Annotated in this window: 16 protein-coding genes and 2 pseudogenes; 9 read left to right on the top strand and 9 right to left on the bottom strand. The window is 68.9% G+C overall.

The genetic code is table 11. From position 1 onward, the window contains the following. Window positions 1-142 precede the first annotated feature (142 nt). Entirely contained in the window at window positions 143-1,564 is a 1,422-nt protein-coding gene (locus tag IM697_RS23575) for an NAD(P)H-quinone dehydrogenase (protein WP_194037989.1), read from the top strand. Window positions 1,565-2,180: 616 nt separating this feature from the next. On the opposite strand, the gene IM697_RS23570 is transcribed toward IM697_RS23575, so the two are convergent. Continuing rightward, window positions 2,181-2,873, bottom strand: coding sequence for a GNAT family N-acetyltransferase (locus tag IM697_RS23570; protein WP_194037987.1), 693 nt, complete (start codon window positions 2,871-2,873; stop codon window positions 2,181-2,183). A 114-nt stretch (window positions 2,874-2,987) separates the two neighbouring features. After that, a complete protein-coding gene (locus tag IM697_RS23565; protein ID WP_194037985.1) occupies window positions 2,988-3,878 on the bottom strand; it encodes a LysR family transcriptional regulator in 891 nt (296 codons plus the stop codon). Window positions 3,879-4,031: 153 nt separating this feature from the next. Between IM697_RS23565 and IM697_RS23560 the strand changes: the two genes are divergently transcribed. From IM697_RS23560 to IM697_RS23540, 5 genes are read left to right on the top strand one after another with little or no spacing between them, the layout of a single operon-like run. Then, on the top strand, window positions 4,032-5,066 hold the full coding sequence (locus IM697_RS23560; protein WP_194037984.1) for an alcohol dehydrogenase catalytic domain-containing protein: 1,035 nt from the start codon (window positions 4,032-4,034) through the stop codon (window positions 5,064-5,066). Between the two features lie 30 nt (window positions 5,067-5,096). Continuing rightward, window positions 5,097-6,173 carry a flavin monoamine oxidase family protein gene (locus IM697_RS23555; protein ID WP_194037982.1) on the top strand — a complete coding sequence of 359 codons (1,077 nt, stop codon included), beginning with the start codon at window positions 5,097-5,099 and terminating at the stop codon, window positions 6,171-6,173. Window positions 6,174-6,182: 9 nt separating this feature from the next. Continuing rightward, window positions 6,183-6,713 (top strand): DinB family protein, encoded by a 531-nt coding sequence (locus tag IM697_RS23550; protein WP_194037980.1) that lies wholly within the window; start codon window positions 6,183-6,185, stop codon window positions 6,711-6,713. Between the two features lie 21 nt (window positions 6,714-6,734). Next, on the top strand, window positions 6,735-7,970 hold the full coding sequence (locus IM697_RS23545; RefSeq protein ID WP_194037978.1) for an MFS transporter: 1,236 nt from the start codon (window positions 6,735-6,737) through the stop codon (window positions 7,968-7,970). After that, on the top strand, window positions 7,967-8,266 hold the full coding sequence (locus tag IM697_RS23540) for a sulfurtransferase TusA family protein (RefSeq protein ID WP_194037976.1): 300 nt from the start codon (window positions 7,967-7,969) through the stop codon (window positions 8,264-8,266). Before IM697_RS23545 ends, IM697_RS23540 begins: the two co-directional genes overlap by 4 nt. Window positions 8,267-8,308: 42 nt before the next feature. On the opposite strand, the gene IM697_RS23535 is transcribed toward IM697_RS23540, so the two are convergent. The 3 genes from IM697_RS23535 to IM697_RS23525 all read right to left on the bottom strand — a co-directional run bounded on the left by IM697_RS23535 (window position 8,309) and on the right by IM697_RS23525 (window position 11,953). Next, window positions 8,309-9,739, bottom strand: coding sequence for an amino acid permease (locus IM697_RS23535; protein WP_194037974.1), 1,431 nt, complete (start codon window positions 9,737-9,739; stop codon window positions 8,309-8,311). 445 nt (window positions 9,740-10,184) lie between these two features. Beyond that, window positions 10,185-10,649, bottom strand: coding sequence for a RidA family protein (locus IM697_RS23530; RefSeq protein ID WP_194037972.1), 465 nt, complete (start codon window positions 10,647-10,649; stop codon window positions 10,185-10,187). Window positions 10,650-10,702: 53 nt separating this feature from the next. Next, entirely contained in the window at window positions 10,703-11,953 is a 1,251-nt protein-coding gene (locus tag IM697_RS23525) for a MalY/PatB family protein (protein ID WP_194037970.1), read from the bottom strand. 81 nt (window positions 11,954-12,034) lie between these two features. Here IM697_RS23525 and IM697_RS23520 point away from each other — a divergent pair, with 81 nt between their 5' ends. Further along, on the top strand, window positions 12,035-12,520 hold the full coding sequence (locus IM697_RS23520) for an Lrp/AsnC family transcriptional regulator (protein ID WP_194037968.1): 486 nt from the start codon (window positions 12,035-12,037) through the stop codon (window positions 12,518-12,520). On the opposite strand, the gene IM697_RS23515 is transcribed toward IM697_RS23520, so the two are convergent. After that, entirely contained in the window at window positions 12,456-12,806 is a 351-nt protein-coding gene (locus IM697_RS23515) for a peptidase associated/transthyretin-like domain-containing protein (protein ID WP_194037966.1), read from the bottom strand. The two genes, IM697_RS23520 and IM697_RS23515, sit on opposite strands and share 65 nt — an antisense overlap. Window positions 12,807-13,570: 764 nt before the next feature. Here IM697_RS23515 and IM697_RS23510 point away from each other — a divergent pair. Together IM697_RS23510 and IM697_RS23505 are read left to right on the top strand one after the other, a co-directional pair. Next, a complete protein-coding gene (locus IM697_RS23510) occupies window positions 13,571-15,568 on the top strand; it encodes a ricin-type beta-trefoil lectin domain protein (RefSeq protein ID WP_194037964.1) in 1,998 nt (665 codons plus the stop codon). 905 nt (window positions 15,569-16,473) lie between these two features. Next, a complete protein-coding gene (locus tag IM697_RS23505; protein WP_265582661.1) occupies window positions 16,474-16,740 on the top strand; it encodes a DUF3732 domain-containing protein in 267 nt (88 codons plus the stop codon). 311 nt (window positions 16,741-17,051) lie between these two features. On the opposite strand, the gene IM697_RS23500 is transcribed toward IM697_RS23505, so the two are convergent. The 3 genes and pseudogenes from IM697_RS23500 to IM697_RS23495 form a co-directional block, all read right to left on the bottom strand. Then, complete coding sequence (locus IM697_RS23500) at window positions 17,052-17,684, bottom strand: hypothetical protein (protein ID WP_194037962.1); 633 nt, start codon at window positions 17,682-17,684, stop codon at window positions 17,052-17,054. A 291-nt stretch (window positions 17,685-17,975) separates the two neighbouring features. Beyond that, window positions 17,976-18,133, bottom strand: a pseudogene (locus IM697_RS46105) (transposase); the annotation flags it as partial. A 224-nt stretch (window positions 18,134-18,357) separates the two neighbouring features. After that, a pseudogene (locus IM697_RS23495) lies at window positions 18,358-18,700 on the bottom strand (transposase); the annotation flags it as partial. Between the last annotated feature and the right edge of the window lie 209 nt (window positions 18,701-18,909).

The following is an 18,909-nucleotide window of genomic DNA, read 5'->3' as shown; positions in this document are numbered from 1 at the left end:
CAGAAAGCAAAGACAATTCTGCTCATTTTGCTTGTTCAGATTCGGTGTGCACAAAGCGCGGATCGGTTTTCCCTCTGGCTGCACGGCATTTCTCCCGGGTACGGTGCGCGGCGAGCAGAGAAAGACCGGCGGATGAGGGCACATGGCTCGGATCGTGATCATCGGTGGCGGACCCGGCGGATACGAGGCGGCCCTGGTGGCCGCCCAGCTCGGCGCGGAGGTGACCGTCGTCGACTGCGACGGTCTGGGCGGGGCGTCGGTGCTCACCGACTGTGTGCCGTCGAAGACCCTTATCGCTACGGCCGAGGTGATGACCACCTTCGATTCGTCGTACGAGGAGCTGGGGATCATCGTCGCCGACGACACCCCGCACATCGACACGCCCGCGCGTGTCGTGGGCGTCGACCTGGGCAAGGTCAACCGGCGTGTGAAGCGGCTCGCGCTCGCCCAGTCCCACGACATCACCGCCTCCGTCACGCGCGCCGGTGCCCGTGTGATGCGCGGCCGTGGCCGGCTGGAGGGCATGCAGGGCCTCGACGGGTCGCGGAAGGTTGTCGTGCGTGCCGCCGACGGGAGCGAGGAGACGCTCGTCGCGGACGCGGTTCTGATCGCCACCGGTGGTCATCCTCGTGAGCTGCCCGACGCCCAGCCCGACGGCGAGCGGATCCTGAACTGGACCCAGGTGTACGACCTCACTGAGCTGCCCGAGGAGCTCATCGTGGTCGGGTCGGGTGTCACCGGTGCCGAGTTCGCCGGCGCCTATCAGGCGCTCGGGTCGCGGGTCACCCTCGTGTCGTCCCGGGACCGCGTGCTGCCGGGTGAGGACCCGGACGCCGCCGCGGTGCTGGAGGACGTCTTCCGGCGTCGTGGCATGAACGTCATGGCCCGCTCGCGCGCCGCCGCCGCCAAGCGGGTCGGCGACCGGGTCGAGGTCACCCTCGCCGACGGGCGTGTCATCAGTGGCAGCCACTGTCTGATGGCCGTCGGCGCCATCCCGAACTCCGCGGGCATGGGCCTGGAGGAGGCCGGGGTCAGGCTGCGCGAGTCCGGGCACATCTGGACCGACAAGGTGTCCCGGACGACCGCGCCTGGTGTGTATGCCGCGGGTGACGTCACCGGCGTCTTCGCCCTCGCCTCGGTGGCGGCGATGCAGGGGCGCATCGCCATGTATCACTTCCTCGGCGATGCCGTGGCCCCGCTGAACCTCAAGACCGTGTCCTCCAACGTCTTCACCGACCCCGAGATCGCCACCGTCGGCTACTCCCAGGCCGACGTGGACGCCGGCAAGATCGACGCCCGCGTCGTCAAGCTGCCGCTGCTGCGCAACCCGCGCGCCAAGATGCAGGGCATCCGGGACGGCTTCGTCAAGATCTTCTGCCGGCCGGGTACGGGCATCGTGGTCGGCGGGGTGGTCGTGTCACCGCGCGCTTCGGAACTGATCCACCCGATCTCGATCGCGGTCGACAACAATCTGACGGTCGAACAGATCGCGAACGCCTTCACCGTGTACCCCTCCCTTTCGGGCTCGATCGCCGAGGTGGCACGACAGCTGCACAGCACCTGAGGCAGAGCCGTGCGGTACACCGTACGGCTCTGCCGAGATCGCCCACTTCCGTGCTGCCGCCTGTCCGTTGACGCGGAAGCGCAGGCGGTGCCCCCGGCGTGCTGCGGTGCCGGCACGCACCTAGGGCAATTACGAGCGCCGGACCAAGGAGGGCAAGACCCGACGCGAAATCGTCCGACGCCTCAAACGCTGCGTAGCCAGCGAGGTCTTCCACCTGGTCAAGCAGCTACGGCCAGCGCCCCGCTCACGGGGGCTGTGGTACGTCGGACCGAACATTGTCTCGATGCTGGCAAGGAACCCGCATCGTCCTCTGAGCATTGCCGAGATGCAGCGGCGTACAGCACTTGCCGCGTTACTGGACAGGTGCACGGCCCGAAGCAGGGACCGGTTGTCGTCGGCAGGAAGGCTGCGACGTGTTTCTGCTCGACCTGAGTGAAACGGTGCCAAGTCTCCGCCGCATTGCAGGTCTTCGGCACCCTTGGGGTGAGCCGCGCGACCACGCCGGCGCGTCGAGCTGAACTCGACGAGGAGGCCGCCGTCCTCGTGCGGGGCTGTGCACCGTGAGGAGATCCACGACGGGGCGGCCGACCCAGATCCCGTACGACTGCTCCACCGCTCAGGGCGTCCGGAACCCTCGGAAGGTCACGTGCGTGCGGCTTTCGAAGCCGAGTCGTTCGTAGAGTGCGATCGCGCCGGTGTTCGCCTCGGCCACGTGCAGGAAGGGGCGTTCGTTCCGGGACAGGATGCCTGCGGCGAGTGCGCCCACCAGGCGGGCGGCATGGCCTCGCCCGCGGGCCTCGGGGGCTGTGCACACGGCGCTGATCTCGGTCCATCCCGGAGGCCGCAGCCGTTCGCCCGCCATGGCCACCAGCCTGCCGCCCACGCGGATGCCGAGATAGGTGCCGAGTTCGTGGGTGCGCGGCCACAACGGCCCCGGCTGGGTCCGCGCGGCGAGGTCGAGCATCTCGGGCACATCGGCCGCACCCAGTTCGACCACACCGTCGGGACCAGCCTGACCAGGGCGGCCACGAGGCCAGATCATCTGCCGGCCTTCGAGGACGAAGACCGGCTCCCAGTCCGGCGGTGGGATCGCCGGGCAGCTGAACATGTCGGCGAACCCGCCCGAACCGAGCAGCCGGGCGAGATGGCCCCAGTCCGTCGAGTCCGCGGTGGGGGACACCGCTGAGAAGGTCGCGACATCCGGCAAGTACGTGGCGGCACGGCCGAGTTGGCGGGCCAGGCCTGCATGATGTCCACGGAGTGACGCACCCACCGGGTCATCGAGTACGGCGGCGTCCGCGCTCGTCATTGTGCTGTTCCTTTCCCGTGCCGTCTCGTGGGCCCGGATACGCCTTGGCGGCGACCTGAATTAATGGAAATGAATCCGACCGGAGGCGCCAGATTAATCGAGGCATAACCTCCTTCAATCACCGGGGGCCTCGTCGGCAAGCTGAGTGAGAGCCGCGACGAAGTCCTCCAGGTCGGCCGCGAGCGGCGTGCTGTTGTCCCAGACGGCCTCGTAGGCGATCTCCACGGGAGTCCCGGCCCGGACCAGGGGACGGGAGCTGCCCTGGTCATGCGTGGTCTTGGACTGGGGCAGCAGCGCGGCGCCCACGCCCATCCGCGCCCACTCGTCCAGTACCCGGTAGTTGGAGGCTTCTCCGGGGTAGGTGCGCAGCGGCAGGTCGTGGTCGCGGAAGAGGTCGGTGGTGAAGGTGGTCAGGCCGCAGCTGTCCGGTACGAGGATGTAGGCGGCGTCGGCCGCGGCCCGCAGCTCGACCGGGCTCTGGGTCCGGGAGTCGGCGGGGTCGATCACGACCACCGGCTCGCGGGCGATGACGCGGTGCCGGAACGTGGGCATGGCCTGCACGGCCGGCACGAGGAGGACGTCCAGGTTTCCTGCCTTCAGATCCTCGCGCAGGTGGGTGAGATCCGCCTCGCGCAGGACCAGGTCCCGGGGACGGTCCAGGGTGCGGGCGGCGTCGAAGGCCCGGGCGACGAGGTCGGCCCCGATCAGCGGGGAGACACCCATGCGGATCGTGTCGGATGCCGGCCGGGCCAGCCGCCGGGCCTCGGCGACGACAGCGTCCAGGGCGTCGAGGGCTCGGTCGATCATGGGCAGGATCCGGGTGCCGTCCGCGGTCGGCCGTACCCCGCGCGGCGAGCGCTCGAACAGCGTCACGCCGAGCTCCTGCTCCAGCCGCGCGATGCCGTTGGACAGAGCGGGCTGGGTGACCCCGTAGGCCCGGGCGGCCGCACTGAACGACTTCGTCGCGGAGACGGCCCTGGCGTAGCGCAGCCCTTCGATGTTCATGCTGCTTTCCTCTCATGGCTATAGCCGCTCTTTATACCCCCATTCACCATGATCCTCTACCGAGCTCGTCCCGGACGCCCTACCGTACAGACCGAACCGCGCGCGAGATATTCCGTGGATATCCGCGTCCTCTTTATTCAAGGAGGGATTTCCATGTCCCCGAACGCTAATCATGTCCACAGGGCCGCACAAGTGGCGGAGCCCGGGGCTGCCGTACGGGTCGTCCCGGTCCAGACGCGGCCGCCCGGGGTCGGCGAGGTGCGTATCGACGTGGAGGCGACCGGAATCTGCGGCGCCGACATCGGTACGGTCCGCAATCCCGCTCCGGCGACCGGCTTCCCGGTCACTCCGGGGCATGAGGTCGCCGGTGTCATCGCGGAGCTGGGGCCCCAGGTGCAGGGGTGGGAGGTGGGGGAGCGGGTGACCGTCGGCTGGTTCGGCGGCAGCTGCGGGCACTGCTCCGCCTGCCGTACCGGCGATGTCGTCCACTGCCCGGAGCGGAAGATCCCGGGCATGTCGTACGCCGGGGGCTGGGCAAGCACCATCACCGTTCCCGCTGCCACCCTCGCCCGGATCCCCGAGAGCCTGTCGGCGGCGGAGGCCGCACCCTTCGGCTGCGCGGGCGTGACCACCTTCAACGCCCTGCGGCACTCCGGCGCCGGTCCGGGCGACCTGGTCGCCGTCCTGGGGATCGGGGGTCTGGGGCATCTGGCGGTGCAGTTCGCCGCGGCCATGGGGTTCGAGACGGTGGCGATCGGCCGGGGCGAGGAGAAGCGGAAGCTCGCCGAGGAACTGGGCGCGCGGCACTACGTCGACACCGAGCTGCACGAACCAGGAGCGGCCCTGCGGGAGTTGGGCGGGGCGCGGCTGATCCTGTCCACGGCCTCCAGCAGCAAACCGCTCGCCGAGCTGGTGGACGGGCTCGCCCCGCACGGGCGGCTCACCGTCGTCGGCTTCGACGGATCGCCCCTCCAACTGCCCTTGGCCAAGCTCGTCATGGGCGCGCGCAGCGTCTCCGGTCATCTGACCGGCAGCCCCGCCGACACCGAACAGGCCATGCGTTTCGCGGTCGCCACCGGTGTCCGCCCCCAGGTGCAGACCGTCCCGCTGGAGGAGGCGCAGCAGGCGCTCGACACCCAGCAAGAGGGCAAGGCCCGCTTCCGGATGGTCCTCGTTCCCGGCACCTGACCACCGCTACAAACAGAGAGGGAGCCGTAGATGCTCCAGCATCACGGCCACGACGTCGTCGTGGCCGGTGCCGGGATCGCCGGACTGGCCGCGACCGCCGCCCTGGTCGCCGCCGGCCGCGACACCGTGTGCCTGGAGGCCCGCGACCGCATCGGCGGGCGGCTGCTCAGCGAGCCGGCGTCACCCGGGGCCCTCGACCTGGGGGCCACCTGGTGCTGGGACGGGGAGCGGCGCGTCGCGGATCTCGCCGCGCGGCTCGGCATCGACACCTTCGAGCAGCACCTCGCCGGCGACACGCTCGTGCAGGACGCCACCGGCGTACGCCGGCTGCCCGGCAACCTGCTCGACGCCCCCGCCCGCCGCTTCGCACCGGGGGCCGGGGCCCTCGCCCGTGCGCTCGCGGCCGAGCTACCCGCGGATGTCGTACGACTGGACAGCCCCGTCACCGCGATCCACCGCCGCGCCACCGGCGGCCTCGAAGTCCGTACGCCGGATTTGGTGCTGCACGCCGAGCACGTCGTCGTGGCCGTACCACCCGCGCTCGCCCTCGCGCATATCGACTTCGGCCCGGAGCTGCCGCCGGAGCTGGTCCGCCTCGCCCGCACGACCCCGGTGTGGATGGGAGCGGTCGCCAAGGTCGTCGCCCGCTACCCTGCCGCCTTCTGGCGGGAGGTGGGGCTCGCGGGGGCAGCGGCCAGCAGAACCGGCCCGCTGCAGGAGCTGCACGACATGTCGGGGCCCGACGGACGGCCCGCCGCGCTGTTCGGCTTCGCTCCGGCCCGGGCCGTCGGTCCCGGCTTCGAGCAGGCGGTGACCGCCCAGCTTGCCCAGCTGTTCGGCCCTGCCGCCGCTGAGCCCGACTCGCTTCACATACAGGACTGGAGTGGCGAGCGGTGGACCGCGCCGCCCGCCGTCCACCACCTGGCCGACTACTCCCTGTTCGGCCATCCCCTCTACCAGCGGCCCGCGCTGGACGGCAGGCTGCATTGGGCCTCGACCGAGACGGCCGACCAGTACGCCGGGCACATCGAGGGTGCCCTCGCCGCCGCCGAGCGCGCGGTGCACGCAGTCCTGGCCCTGAAAACCCATGCCCTTGAAAGCGGTTGAGACGAACTCATGATCCAGATCGACGCGTTGCTGCGCGAGTATGACCGCGCCCGTGCCTACACCGACAACCTGTGGAAGGACCTCACCCCGGACGAGGTGATCTGGCGCCCACGCGAGGACTTCAGCGCCATCGGCTGGCATCTGGGCCACCAGGCCCATGTCGCCCACTTCATGATCCGCAACCTCACCGCGGCCGAGCCCAGCCCCGACCCGGAGCTGGACGCCCTGATGGACTCGGCGAACCCGGAGAAGTTCCGCGGCGCGTTGCCCACGGTCGACCGGCTCGCCGATTTCCGTGACACCGTCGCCGAACGTGTGCACGCCCGGATCGGGGACATCGCCGCCGGCCGGGTCGGTGCCCCCGCCCAACTCGCCGTCGTGGCGACCCACTTGCTCACCACGCTCATCAACCACGAGTACCAGCACGACCAGTGGATCAGCGAGGTCCGCGCGCGCGACCTCGGCCACGCGCTGCCCCCCGACCCCGAGAGCGATCACCTGCGCCGCATCGACGGCTATCTCGTCTGCGACGTTCTGTAGCTCTGAAGGAGAAATCCGCCAGTGACAAGCACCGTCCCGGACACTTCCGACGGTATATCCCCGCGTCCCGCGGAGCAGCGCCGGGTCCTCGCCGTCCTGGTCGGCGCCCAGATCCTGAGCGGGGCGGGGCTCGCGGCCGGCATCACCGTCGGCGCCCTGCTCGCGCAGGACATGCTCGGTTCCACCGGCCTCGCGGGCCTGCCCAGCGCCCTGTTCACGGCCGGCTCCGCGCTCGCCGCGGTCACCATCGGCCGCATCTCCCAGGCCCGGGGCCGCCGCCCCGGTCTGGCGGCGGGGTATCTGACCGGTGCCGTCGGCAGCGCGGGCGTCATTGCCGCGGCCGTCGTGGACAACCCCGTGCTGCTGTTCATCGCGCTGTTCGTCTACGGCGCCGGTACGGCCACCAACCTCCAGGCCCGCTACGCCGGAGCCGACCTCGCAGCCCCCGCCCACCGCGCCCGCGCCGTCTCCACCGTCCTGGTCGCCACCACCCTCGGCGGCGTCGTCGGCCCCAACCTCGCCGCACCCACCGGCGACCTCGCCGACCGTCTCGGCATCCCCACGCTGGCAGGACCCTTCCTCCTCGCCGGCGTCGCCTACGCACTGGCCGCCCTCGTCCTGGCCGTCTGGCTGCGTCCGGATCCCCTCCTGCTGTCCCGCAGCCTCGACCTCCGGCAGCCGACGCAGGCCGGCGTGAACAAGACGCGCGGACCGGGGCTGATTCCGGGCGCGCTGACGATGATCCTCACCCAGCTCGTCATGGTCGCGATCATGACGATGACTCCCGTGCACATGCACGACCACGGCCACGGCACCACCTCATCAGGCCTCGTCATCGCCATCCACGTCGGCGCCATGTACCTGCCCTCACCGCTGACCGGCTGGCTCGTCGACCGCTACGGCCGTACGCCGATCGCCGCCGCATCCGGACTGACCCTCCTCGCCGCCGGAATCACCGCCGCCGCGGCGCCCGCCGACTCCGTTGTCGTGCTCGCCCTGGCGCTCGCCCTGCTGGGGCTGGGCTGGAACCTCGGCCTTGTCTCCGGCACCGCCATGATCACCGATGCCGTGCCGCCGGCCACCCGCGCCAAGACGCAGGGAATGGTCGACGTGTCCATCGCCATCGCCGGTGCCACCGGCGGTCTGAGCTCAGGACTCGTCGTCTCCGCCGCCGGCTACCCCGTCCTCGCCCTCACCGGCGGCGTCCTCGCCCTCGCCGTGCTCCCGGCCATCGCCGTCAGCGCGAGCAGCCGGTGAACCGGCCCATCCCGTCCTGCGGAGCCGACCTCACGGTCGACGGCACCGGCCTGCTCTGTGTCACCCTCCTGCTCCGCCTGCGCCGGGCCATCGGCGGGGCGGCACCGGGCACCGTCGTTCACGTCATCGCCACCGACCCTGCCGCGCCGCTCGACCTGCCCGCCTGGTGCCACCTGACCGGGCACCAGTACCTCGGGCCCGTCTGCGGCACCGCTCGGCCGGTGTACGCACTGCGGCTCGCCGCCGACGCGCATGCCACCCGCCCCGACGCGCCGTGGCAGCGGGCCGAACGCTGAGATGCGGGCCGCGTTCGAGGCCCGCATCTCAGCGGCGGACGATCACCCGATACGCGCACTCTCGGTCTGTGCCGGGGACGGCTTCGCTCGGTTGTTCCTGCCGGCTCTCGTGTGAACCGTGTAGGCGATGAAGACCACCAGCACCCAGCCTCCTGAGACGAGCAGCGAGGTGCGCATGTCCGGGAGGAGGGCGATGCAGACCAGTACCGCGGCGATGAACACCAGGGCGAGGTAGTTGCCGTAGGGGAAGAACGGCATCTTGTAGCGGATCTGGTCCTCCTGGCCGTTTTGGATCCTGATCCTTCGGAACCGCAGGTGGCTGATCGCGATGGACGCCCACGCGCAGGCCAGGCCGTAGACGGTGACCGAGGAGAAGATCTCGAAGACCTGCTCGGGCATCAGGGCGTTGAGCAGGACGCTCCCGAACACCGTGACGAACACCAGCGTGATCGCCCGGGACGGAACGTTCCGGGCATTGACGGTCCCGAGAAACTTCGGCGCGTTGCCCTGCAGCGACAGGTTGTAGAAGGTGCGGCTGTTGGTGAACACGCTCGCGTTCACCGCCGACAGCACGGCGGTGATCACGACCAGGTTCATGATGGTCGCGGCCGCCGGGATGCCGATCTTGGTGAAGACCGTGACGAAGGGGCTGCCCTCCCCGTCCAGTTGGGTCCAGGGGAAGACGGTGACGAGAATGGCGATGGCGCCGACGTAGAAGATCAGCAGCCGCCAGAAGGTCGCGTTGACGGCCTTCGGCATGGTCTTGTCGATGTCCTTCGCCTCACCGGCGGCGAGCCCGAGGTTCTCCACACCGCCGAAGGAGAAGGCGACCATCACCATGGCCAGGACCACTCCGCTGAGTCCGTTGGGGAAGAAGCCGCCGTGGTCGACCAGGTGGCCCAGGCCGATCGGCTCGCCGTGGTTGCCGACCCCGAAGACGACCATGGCCACGCCGAAGAGGATCATCGCGACGATCGCCACGACCTTGATCACGGCGAACCAGAACTCGGCCTCGCCGTAGAACTTCACGCCGATCATGTTGACCACGAACATCACGGTGACGGCGACCGCCGCGGTCACCCAGATCGGCAGACCGGGGAACCAGTACTGCGCGTAGCGGCCCAGAGCGTTGAGTTCGGCGGCGCTGGTGGCGAGGAGGAAGACGAACGCGTTCCAGCCGTTCAGGAAGCCGGCGAAGCGGTGGATGTAGCGGTTCGCGTAGGAGATGTAGGCCCCGGAGACCGGCTCCTCCACAGACATCTCGCCCAGCGCCCGCATGATGAAGTAGATCGCCACCGATGCGACGACGTAGGTCAGGATGATCGCCGGGCCTGCCGTCTTGACTGCCCAACCGGAGCCGTAGAATAGGCCGGTTCCGATCGCGCCGCCGATGGCGATCATCTGGATGTGCCGGCTCTTGAGATCGCGTTTGAGGCTTTCCTTCTCGTACGCCTCGGGGTTGACGCTTGCCATCGCAATGCCTCCTGGGGACGGATCAGTTCACTCGCTGGTGACTGGTCGTCGGGGCTCGTCGACCAGTTGAAGAAGGCGTGGTCGAGCCGGATCACGGCTGGGGTGGGAGGACGCGCGGGGACGCGGATGGCGTCGCCGGCGCATGGATGGCAGGTGGGGGCTGCCACAAGAAGCCGGCCCTTGCTGGTGTGGTGGACCGGCTCGATCGGCTGCCGGACCCTGTGGGACGTCAGGCCCGGCGGCGGGTATGTGCAGGTGTGGCGCGGCCCGTGGGCTTCGGCGGTGACCTGCGGTGGGTGAGAAGAGCCTCGGTGGCACTCGTCAGTAGCGGATCACTGAGGCTCGGTGGTTGATCCCTGAGGCTCTTCTCCTCGGGCGCGGCGGTGGGTCAGGCACCGTCAGGGTGGTCGCCCGTGGGGCGTGGGGACTCGGAACGCGAACCGGCTCAGCGGATTTCGAAGACGGCCTCGACCTCGACCGGTGCGTTCATGGGCAGCGCGGCCACGCCGACGGCCGAGCGGGTGTGCCTGCCGTCGTCGCCGAGTGCGTCCACGAACAGGTCGGAGGCTCCGTTGGCCACCAGTGGCTGATCGGCGAAGCCGGGCGCACCGGCGACGAACACGGTGATCTTGAGCAGTCGCTTGATCCGGTCGAGATCACCGAGGGCGGCTCCCGCTTGAGCGAGGACGTTGACCGCACACCACCGTGCGGCGAGTTGTCCGGTGGTGATGTCCACCTCGCGGCCGAGCAGCCCCGCGGAGACGAGCGCCCCGTTACGCAAGGGCAGTTGCCCGGAGGTGTAGAGCATGTTGCCCGCCTCCACGCACGGCAGGTAGTTGGCCACGGGCACGGCAGGTTCGGGGAGAGGCACGCCGAGGTCGAGCAGGCGTGCTTCAACGGCGGATGTCATGACGGTGTCCCCTCGGCGGGTCGGATCAGTGGGTTTCATCAGCTTTCTGCCGCTCACAGGCCCTCGACGGCCGTGGTCAGCCGCCGGATCGCCTCGTCGACCGTGGAGCGCGGGCAGCCCAGGTTCACGCGCATGTAGCCGTGACCCTCGATCCCGAACTTCTGGCCCTTGTCCAGCCACAGACGGGCCTTGGTGAGCATGAACTTGTCGAGGGACGCCGCGTCCATGCCGAGACCCGTGCAGTCCATCCACGCCAGGTAGAGGGAATCCGCGGGCAGCACGCGCACCTTCGAGGTGGCGCTGCCCACCGCCTGCGCGAAGTGGGCGTGGTTGCCGCGCAGATAGGCGAGCTGCTCTTCGAGCCAGGGCTCGCCGTGGGTGTACGCCGCCTCGGCCGCGACCATGCCCAGCACGTTGACCAGGGGGAACACGTTGCGCTCGTACTGCCGGGCCAGTTCCTCGCGCAGCCTGCGGTCGGGCACGAAGAGATTCGCGCTCTGGAGCCCGGGGAGATTGAATGTCTTGCTCGGGGCCGTGCAGGTGATGCTGTTCCGCGCGAACTCCTCACCGAGGGAGGCGAAGGGGACGTGCTTCTTGCCCGGGTTGATGATCAGGTCCTGGTGGATCTCGTCGGAGATGACCAGGACGCCGTGCCGGGCGCAGATCTCGCCCATGGTCCTCAGCTCGTCCTCGGACCAGACGTTCCCGGTCGGGTTGTGGGGATGGCTCAGGATGAACAGCTTGGTGTCCGGCCGGATGGCCGCCTCGAAGGTCCGGGCGTCGAACCGGTAGCCGTCCTCGGTGCGCTCCAGGGGAGCGAAGGCGAGATGGCGGCCATTGAGCAGCACGTCGTTGTGGAAGTGCGCGTACACAGGCGGCTGGATCAGGACCGAGTCACCCGGTGCGGAGAACGCCTGGACCGCGGTCTTGAGCGAGGTGATGATGCCGGCGGTCTGCAGTACCCACTCCTGCGGTATCTCCCAGCCGAACCGGCGGGCCTGCCAGCCGGTCACGGCGTTGAGATAGCTGTCGGTCGCGCCTCCGGGATATCCGAAGACACCGTGGTCCACGGCCTCGTGGAGGGCGTCGATCACGGCCTGCGGCGCCTTGAAGTCGGTGTCGGCGACCCACATCGGCAGCGGATCGGCCGCGATCTCGTCCGGGGTGAGGAAGTCCTTGGCGAAGGACCACTTCATGGAGTTCGAGCCCGTCCGGTCAACGGCCTCGTCGAAGATCGAACCCTGCGGGCCGCTGTCGGCGGAGCCTGCTTGATTCGTGCTGAGAAGGGTGATTTCGCATGCCATGGCGGGATGCTAGCCACAACGCGTGGCGAAAAGTTCGCGAACTTTGCCTGAAATCGCGCTTGCGCAGCTAACATCTGAGCCATGGACGCCGTAGACCGCCAGATTATTGCCATCCTGCAGGCGGAGGGACGAATCACACTCACAGATCTGGCCGACCGGGTCCGGCTCAGCGTGTCCAGGTGCCAACGCCGTGTCAGGGAGCTGGAGGCGGAAGGCGTCATTCGCGGATACAGCGCACTCATCGACGGCGCGACCCTCGGGTACGGCTTCGAGGTCCTGCTCTTCGCCACGCTCAGCCGCCCCGACGCGGTGGACGAATTCGACGAGGCGCTGGCGGCGGTACCCGAGGTCATCGAGGCCCAGCGGCTGTTCGGCGAACCCGACTACCTGATCCGCGTGGTCAGCGCCGACCTGCCGTCCTACCAGCACCTCTACGAGACCGTGCTCATCCGCCTCCCCGGCGTGCGCGGTCTCAACTCGACCATCGTCATGAAGAACGTGGTCAGCCCCCGCCCGTTCCCCGGCCGACCGCCACGCGAGCGCTCACCCAAGGGCTCCGCCGTGTGACGACGCTTCCGGATCGCATCCGACGCGGACCTGGCCGCGCCTGCGCCGTCCCCTGGCCCGGCAGCGCCAGGCGTGCGGCGGGGTCGTCGTGCAGCTCGGCCCTGTGGATCAAGTCCCGGGCGATGGCGCCCTCGCTGACCGTGTCGACGAGCGGATCGCCCTCGAAGTGGATCTGGTGGGTGAGCACGTGATGGTCGCCGTGGGTGACGTACGCGTGGATGTGCCTCGCGCGGGAGTCGGCCCGTCCCAGCATGTGCAGGAGGTCGTCGAGCAGACTGTCCGGCACCGCCGTGGGTGCCTACGCCCTGCGTGCCTCTGCCTCATCGCGCTCATCGACGGGCCCGAGCTCCGGGCGGATTTCCATGAGCTGCTGGTGTTTGTTGTTCGCCGCGGGATGCGGGTCTGCCGCTGGTCCCGCGGCTTGCGCCCCATCTTCGGCAACGACAACAACACCGCCTCCAGGCGCAGCCACTGGCCGTCTGTCAGATCCCCACGAGCCGTCCCGAGATCTTTTCACGGCCTTGAAGCGAGAGCTTGGGGGAGTGCATGGTGCGCTCAACGACGTCGACCGCGGCGTCCCCGTCGATGCTCTGGTACCTGTCGCGCCCGGCCTCAAATACGCTCCGCCGCCTGCGCGTTGGCGGAGGTCCTCGGTTATCTGGAGCAGCGCCGCTTCTGGGTCCGCACCTGGCCGCCGTCTCGCGAGTCGCACAAAAACCAACAAGAAAGCGACACAACCATTGACCTGACGTTGCGCCGCCTCTACTTTCTGACCGGTTGACCGAACTTAGTCCGATATCTCGGACGTGATGATGATGATCGCGTAGAAGCAGCGTCAGCGGGTTCTCGAGCGCTGAGAGCCCCCTCCTCCCGTGTGTCGCCCTTGGAGAGCAGATGGACACAAGTCCCCGGCCGGGCTCCCGGCCGTCGCGTCCACGACGTGACGGGCCCGACTGACGCCGCCTCCCCCCTCATCTTCTGGCGCCCCACCGCTGATCACGTGCCTGGATTCCGGTGCATTCCTTCCCCCGCTGCCTCTTGGAGAGCCGCATGTCCCACAGCCCTGCACGAAGATGGACCAGGCGCATCACCGCCCAGGTCCTCACCGCCGGACTCGCCGTCGCCGGCCTGGCGGCCCTCGACCGGCAGGAGCCGTCGGCGCTTCTGCCCGCGGAACCGGCCGCGGTGAGCACCAACCAGATAGGTGTCACACCGCCGCCCATGGGGTGGGCGTCCTGGAACACCTTCTTCAGCAGCATCGACCACAACGTCATCAAGCAGCAGGCCGACGCCCTGGTCTCCTCCGGCATGGCCGCGGCCGGCTACAAGTACGTCAACCTCGACGACGGCTGGTGGCAGGGCGGCCGGGACGCGAATGGCAACATCACCGTCGACGAGAACCTGTGGCCCGGCGGCATGAAGGCCATCGCCGACTACATCCACAGCAAGGGCCTGAAGGCCGGCATCTACACCGACGCGGGCAAGCAGGGCTGCGGCTACTACTTCCCCACCACCCGTCCTGCGGCACCCAGCACGGGTATGGAGGGCCATTACCAGCAGGACCTGGAGACCTTTCAGCGCTGGGGCTTCGACTACGTCAAGATCGACTGGTGCGGCGGCCGGGAGGAGGGCCTGGACCAGGAGACCCAGTACAAGCAGATCGCCGCAGCCAATGAGGCTGCCTCGGCGGTGACCGGCCGCAAGCTGGTGCTGTCCTTCTGCGAGTGGGGCACCGGACTGCCCTGGAACTGGGCCACCGGTCACGGTGACCTGTGGCGCACCAGCCACGATGTCCTCCTGCACAAGGAGACCCCGGGCCTGACCAAGATGTACCGCAACTTCGACGAGGCCCTCCAGCCCGCCGCCCAGCACACCGGCTACTACAACGACCCCGACATGCTGATGGTCGGCCTGAACGGCATGACCGCCCAGCGCAACCGCCTGCACATGAGCCTGTGGTCGATTGCCGGCGCCCCGCTGCTGGCCGGCAACAACGTGGCCACGATGACCACCGAGACCCGCGACATACTCACCAACCCAGAGGTCCTCGCCGTCAACCAGGACCCGCGCGGCCTGCAGGGCGTCAAGGTCGCCGAGGACACCCGAGGCCTGCAGGTGTACGGCAAGGTGCTCGCCGGCACCGGCAAGCGAGCCGTGATGCTGTTCAACCGCACGAGCTCCGCCGCGAACATCACCGTCCGCTGGGCCGACCTCGGACTGGCGTCAGCCACCGCGAGCGTCCGCAACACCTGGACCCGTACCGCCGCCGGATCGTTCGCCACCGGCTACACCACCTCCGTCCCGGCGAACGACGCGGTCCTGCTGACCGTCTCCGGCACCGAGGCGTCCGGCTCGACGTACGAGGACACCACGACCGCCACCACCCCGACGTTCAGCGGCGTCACCGCCTCGTCGGCGGGCACCAAGCTGGTGGACATCACCTACGCCAACGGCGGCACCACGGCACGCAAGGCCACGATCAAGGTGGGCGGCCAGTACGCGTACGTCGTCTCCTTCCCGCCGACCGGCTCGGCCACCACGTACCGGACCGTCTCGGTGCTCGCGCACCTGGCCAAGGGCACGAACACCGTGAAGTTCGCCGCGGTCTCCGGCGCCGCCCCCGAAATCGACGCCCTGCGCGTCCAGGGCATCCCCGGCACCGACGGCACCGCCCTCGTCGGCTCCGCCTCGGGCCGCTGTGCGGACATCGAGAAGAACACCTACGTCAACGCCACCCAGGCACAGCTCTGGGACTGCTCCGGCGGACGCAACCAGACCCTCCAGCGGACCTCGCGCGGCGAGCTGGTGGTCTACGGCAACAAGTGCCTGGACGCCGACAACAACGGCACCACCAACGGCACCAAGGTGATCATCTGGGACTGCACAGGCGGCACCAACCAGAAGTGGACCGCCAACGCGAACGGCACTATCACCAACAACCTCTCGGGCCTTTGCCTGGACGCCTCGGGCGCGGCGACAGCCAACGGCACCAAGCTGCTCCTGTGGGCCTGCAACGGCCAGAACAACCAGAAATGGACTCTCACCTGACACTCGTCGCAGGAACGTGACGCACCACTGGCGAGGGCGTGGCAGCGCTCCTCGCCAGTGGTGCGCGACGCCAGTCCACCCACCCGCCGACAGCCGCTGAGTTCGGCGGACAGCCGACAGCGAGAACATTCGTCAGCCGCCCGCCCGCCCGTTCGTCGCTCACACCATCAAGAGCGTGTTGCCGACCGTCGTCCTGACTTCCATGGCGGCATGGGCGTCGGCCATAAGCTCCAGCGGGGACGTCCGTCCGATTACCGGCCGCGGGGCCGACCGGCAGCGGCCTCCTCAAGTGCGGTGGTCGCCGTCTCGCGCAGATTCAGACCCGTCTCCACCACCTGTTGCATGCGAGCACGGTGATACCCCGAGCCACGAGCGCCGAGGGGCCGGTGTAGCCGCCGCTTGCCGCGCCGGTCAGCACGAACCGTCCGCCGGACTCGGCCAGTGGCGTCGCCGCCGCTCTGATCTCGCCGCCCACGCGTCGAACGCCACGTTGATGGCCGTGCCGCCGGTCAGACTGCGCACCCGCTCGGCCGAGTCGGGCTGTGCGTACGGCGCCTTTGCGCCGACGTTGACACCGAGTTGCGCCAGAGGGCCGCCGGCCGCCGCCTCGACCAGCAGCCACGCGTCCGGCCCTCAAGCCGCCGGTCAGGGCGATCACCCGCCGGTCCGGCAGGCGGGCATCGGCGCCCGGGCCGGCTCGCTGATCACCCCGTCGACGCCGCTGCCGGATACATAGGGCGGGTAGGCAGCGGGAGTGGAGCGCGTCCGGCCCGTATGCGTCTGTCGATCAGCGACTGAAAGGCTTCGACCGCGCTCCGGATTGTCCACGCGCCCAAGATCTCTCTACGTGGGTGCCTGCCGTGTAGGGGCTGGACGGGTGAAGGGGAATGTGTCCCGGCTTCCTCATGCTCGACCAGCCGACTCAGGCATTCTTCCCCGTGAAAATCAAAGACGCCAGCACCATCCAGGACGCCGACTGGGCCACGGTGACCGCCTACTTCGAACTTCTCAGGGACGTGACCGACCTCAACGAAGGCGCACTGCAGATCATCGTGTGCGACCACGCCAACCTCACGGAGGAATCCTGGTTCCAGGAAGAAGCCATCGTGGAGAACTGGCGGCCGGCCGACGGACAGCGCAGGGCCCTGATCCCGAACGACTGGCTCGACTGAGCCGCGGGTCTCTATCGGGGCGAAGCCCAGTAACATACGCTTGCCGGCCCCCACTGGAATCGTCGAAGGCGAGGCACCCGCCCGTGCATCAGTGGCGGCGCTCAGACCAGGCACGAGCACGCCAACCGGGACCACGCGAGCCACCCCTGTACCAACTGACCACGTCAGTGCGGTCGGTTGAACGAGCGGTGCAAGTGGGGTTGTTGAGAGTCGGCCGTCGAAGGTGATGTCGAGGGCGCTCAGCGCCTTGAGGCCCTACCTGGCGCCCCCGTCGGCCGCACCTGGGGCAACCGTCACTCCACGCAGGACTGTCAGCGGTCAGCCTCTTCCAGCTGTGCCTCGGCTTCGGCCGCGTCCACGGGCCTGGGGGCGGGAGCGGTGTAGAAGACGGACCTTCCTTGCTTGGTGCGCTCTGCCTGGCTCGTGGCTACGAGTCCCTCGAGCGTGACCCGCACGACCTTGGCCGCGATCTGGCGCTCGGGGTGAGCCTGGCCGAGCGCTGAAGAGATCTCCGCAGCCGAGCGCGGCTCCTTCACCTCAAGGAGGTGGCGGCGGATGAGCTCGACCAGGGTGGGCTGGGCCGCCTTTGCGGCATCGGCCGACTTGGCCACGGGCTTCTTGGGCGCCGCCTTCTGCGGTGCGGCTGTGGACTTCCGGGCCTTTTGCTTCCCGCCGCGTGCGGCGCTGCTCTTCCGGCGGGGGGAGGGCACCGCGGCGCTCTCGGCCTCTGCGGCGGGCTGAGTCGGAGCCGTGGTGACACCGAGAGCCTGCTGCACGTTCACCAGCACTGTGTGATCGTGCTGCACCGCGGCAAGCTGTTCCTGCAAGGACGCGATCTCCGCACTGATACGTTGCTGCTCTTTCATATTGCGTTCGAGGTCGTTGGCCACTTGGGCGACGTACTGCGATGTCAGTTCAGTGGCGGGAGCTGTCGTCTCGGGCATGGGGCTGACCCTTCATCGGCGAATTGAACGTCCTGCGGGGCTGTGCCACCTGCGCGTGACTGCCCCTCTTCGGCGAGGTGTCGGCGGCCCGGCAGGGGTGTTTCACGTGCCGCAGGATGTCTCGGCGTACTGATGGTACGGACAAACAGCGCTGGTGGTTCGGTCCAGCCAGGTGGTCTCTTCCTAGAGGCAGCTCCGCAATTGGTGACCAAGCCATGTCGCCCAACGGATGTGCCAGTTGGGCAAGCCTGTCTCCGAATCCGGCCACTACCCCAAGCCATGACGTGCACTTTAGAGCGGACGTTTCTGCTGCTCGATGACGATCGCCAACGGCGCCCCGCCGCACGACGCGGAGAAGCAGGAGGGCGACCACAGTGTCCGTGCATGATGGGGCGGTTGATCCGGTTGGTGAATGCCTGCTGTATCCGGCGAGCGGTGACGCCTTTGAGGCGTCTTCCCTGTTTGATGCGGTGATCTCAGCTGCGGCAAGGCATGCTTCCTCGCGCGCGACTTGGTCGGAGGGTGACGAAGACTTGATCGCCGGGAAGTTTTTGGGGCGTGCGTGGCCCCGAGGATCCAGTAGGACTCCGTTAGGTCTGTCTTGATCTTGGCGTCGTGTGTGTCCCGCTGGGCAGGGGCTGTTGGCAGGTAGTGCAGGTGCCGGTCCAGCACCTCAGGATGTCCTGGAGGGCGTCGAGGACCTGGTAGAGGGTGAGACGGGTCCGGGCGCTTTTTGGGGCCAGGCGCGTTTCGCGGAGGAAGGCGTGGGCGGCCGTCACGAGGATGACATGGTGATGCCAGCTCGGCCAGGAGCGGCCCTCGAAGTGGTCCAGGCCCAGGCCGTGTTTGAGTTCTCGGTAGTCGTGCTCGATGCGCCAGCGGATCTTGGCCAGACGGACCAGGTCGACGATTGAGGCGCCCGCGGGCAGGCTGGACAGCCAGTCGCCGGTGGGGGTCTCGGCGCCGGTGGGCCATTCGATCAGCAGCCAGCAATCGGGCAGGATCCCGTCCCATGCTCGGCCGACGCGGCAGCTTTGATGGGCCGCTCGACGGCCTTGCTGGCAGGGGGGTCTGGTCTCCCGTCCGATCATGCAGCGACGGGATGATGCTCAGAGGACCGGGAGTTGATCGGCCAGCCGATCGCCGGGGTAATCAATCCCGGCGATCAGGCTTCACCTTCCGGCAACCCCCGGCAATCGGGCTCCACCCTCCGGCCCCCTCAGGC

It is taken from the genome of Streptomyces ferrugineus, from assembly GCF_015160855.1.
Lineage (GTDB): Bacteria > Actinomycetota > Actinomycetes > Streptomycetales > Streptomycetaceae > Streptomyces > Streptomyces ferrugineus.
Note: the sequence above shows the minus strand (reverse complement) of the source record. Positions and strands in the feature narration are given on the sequence as shown.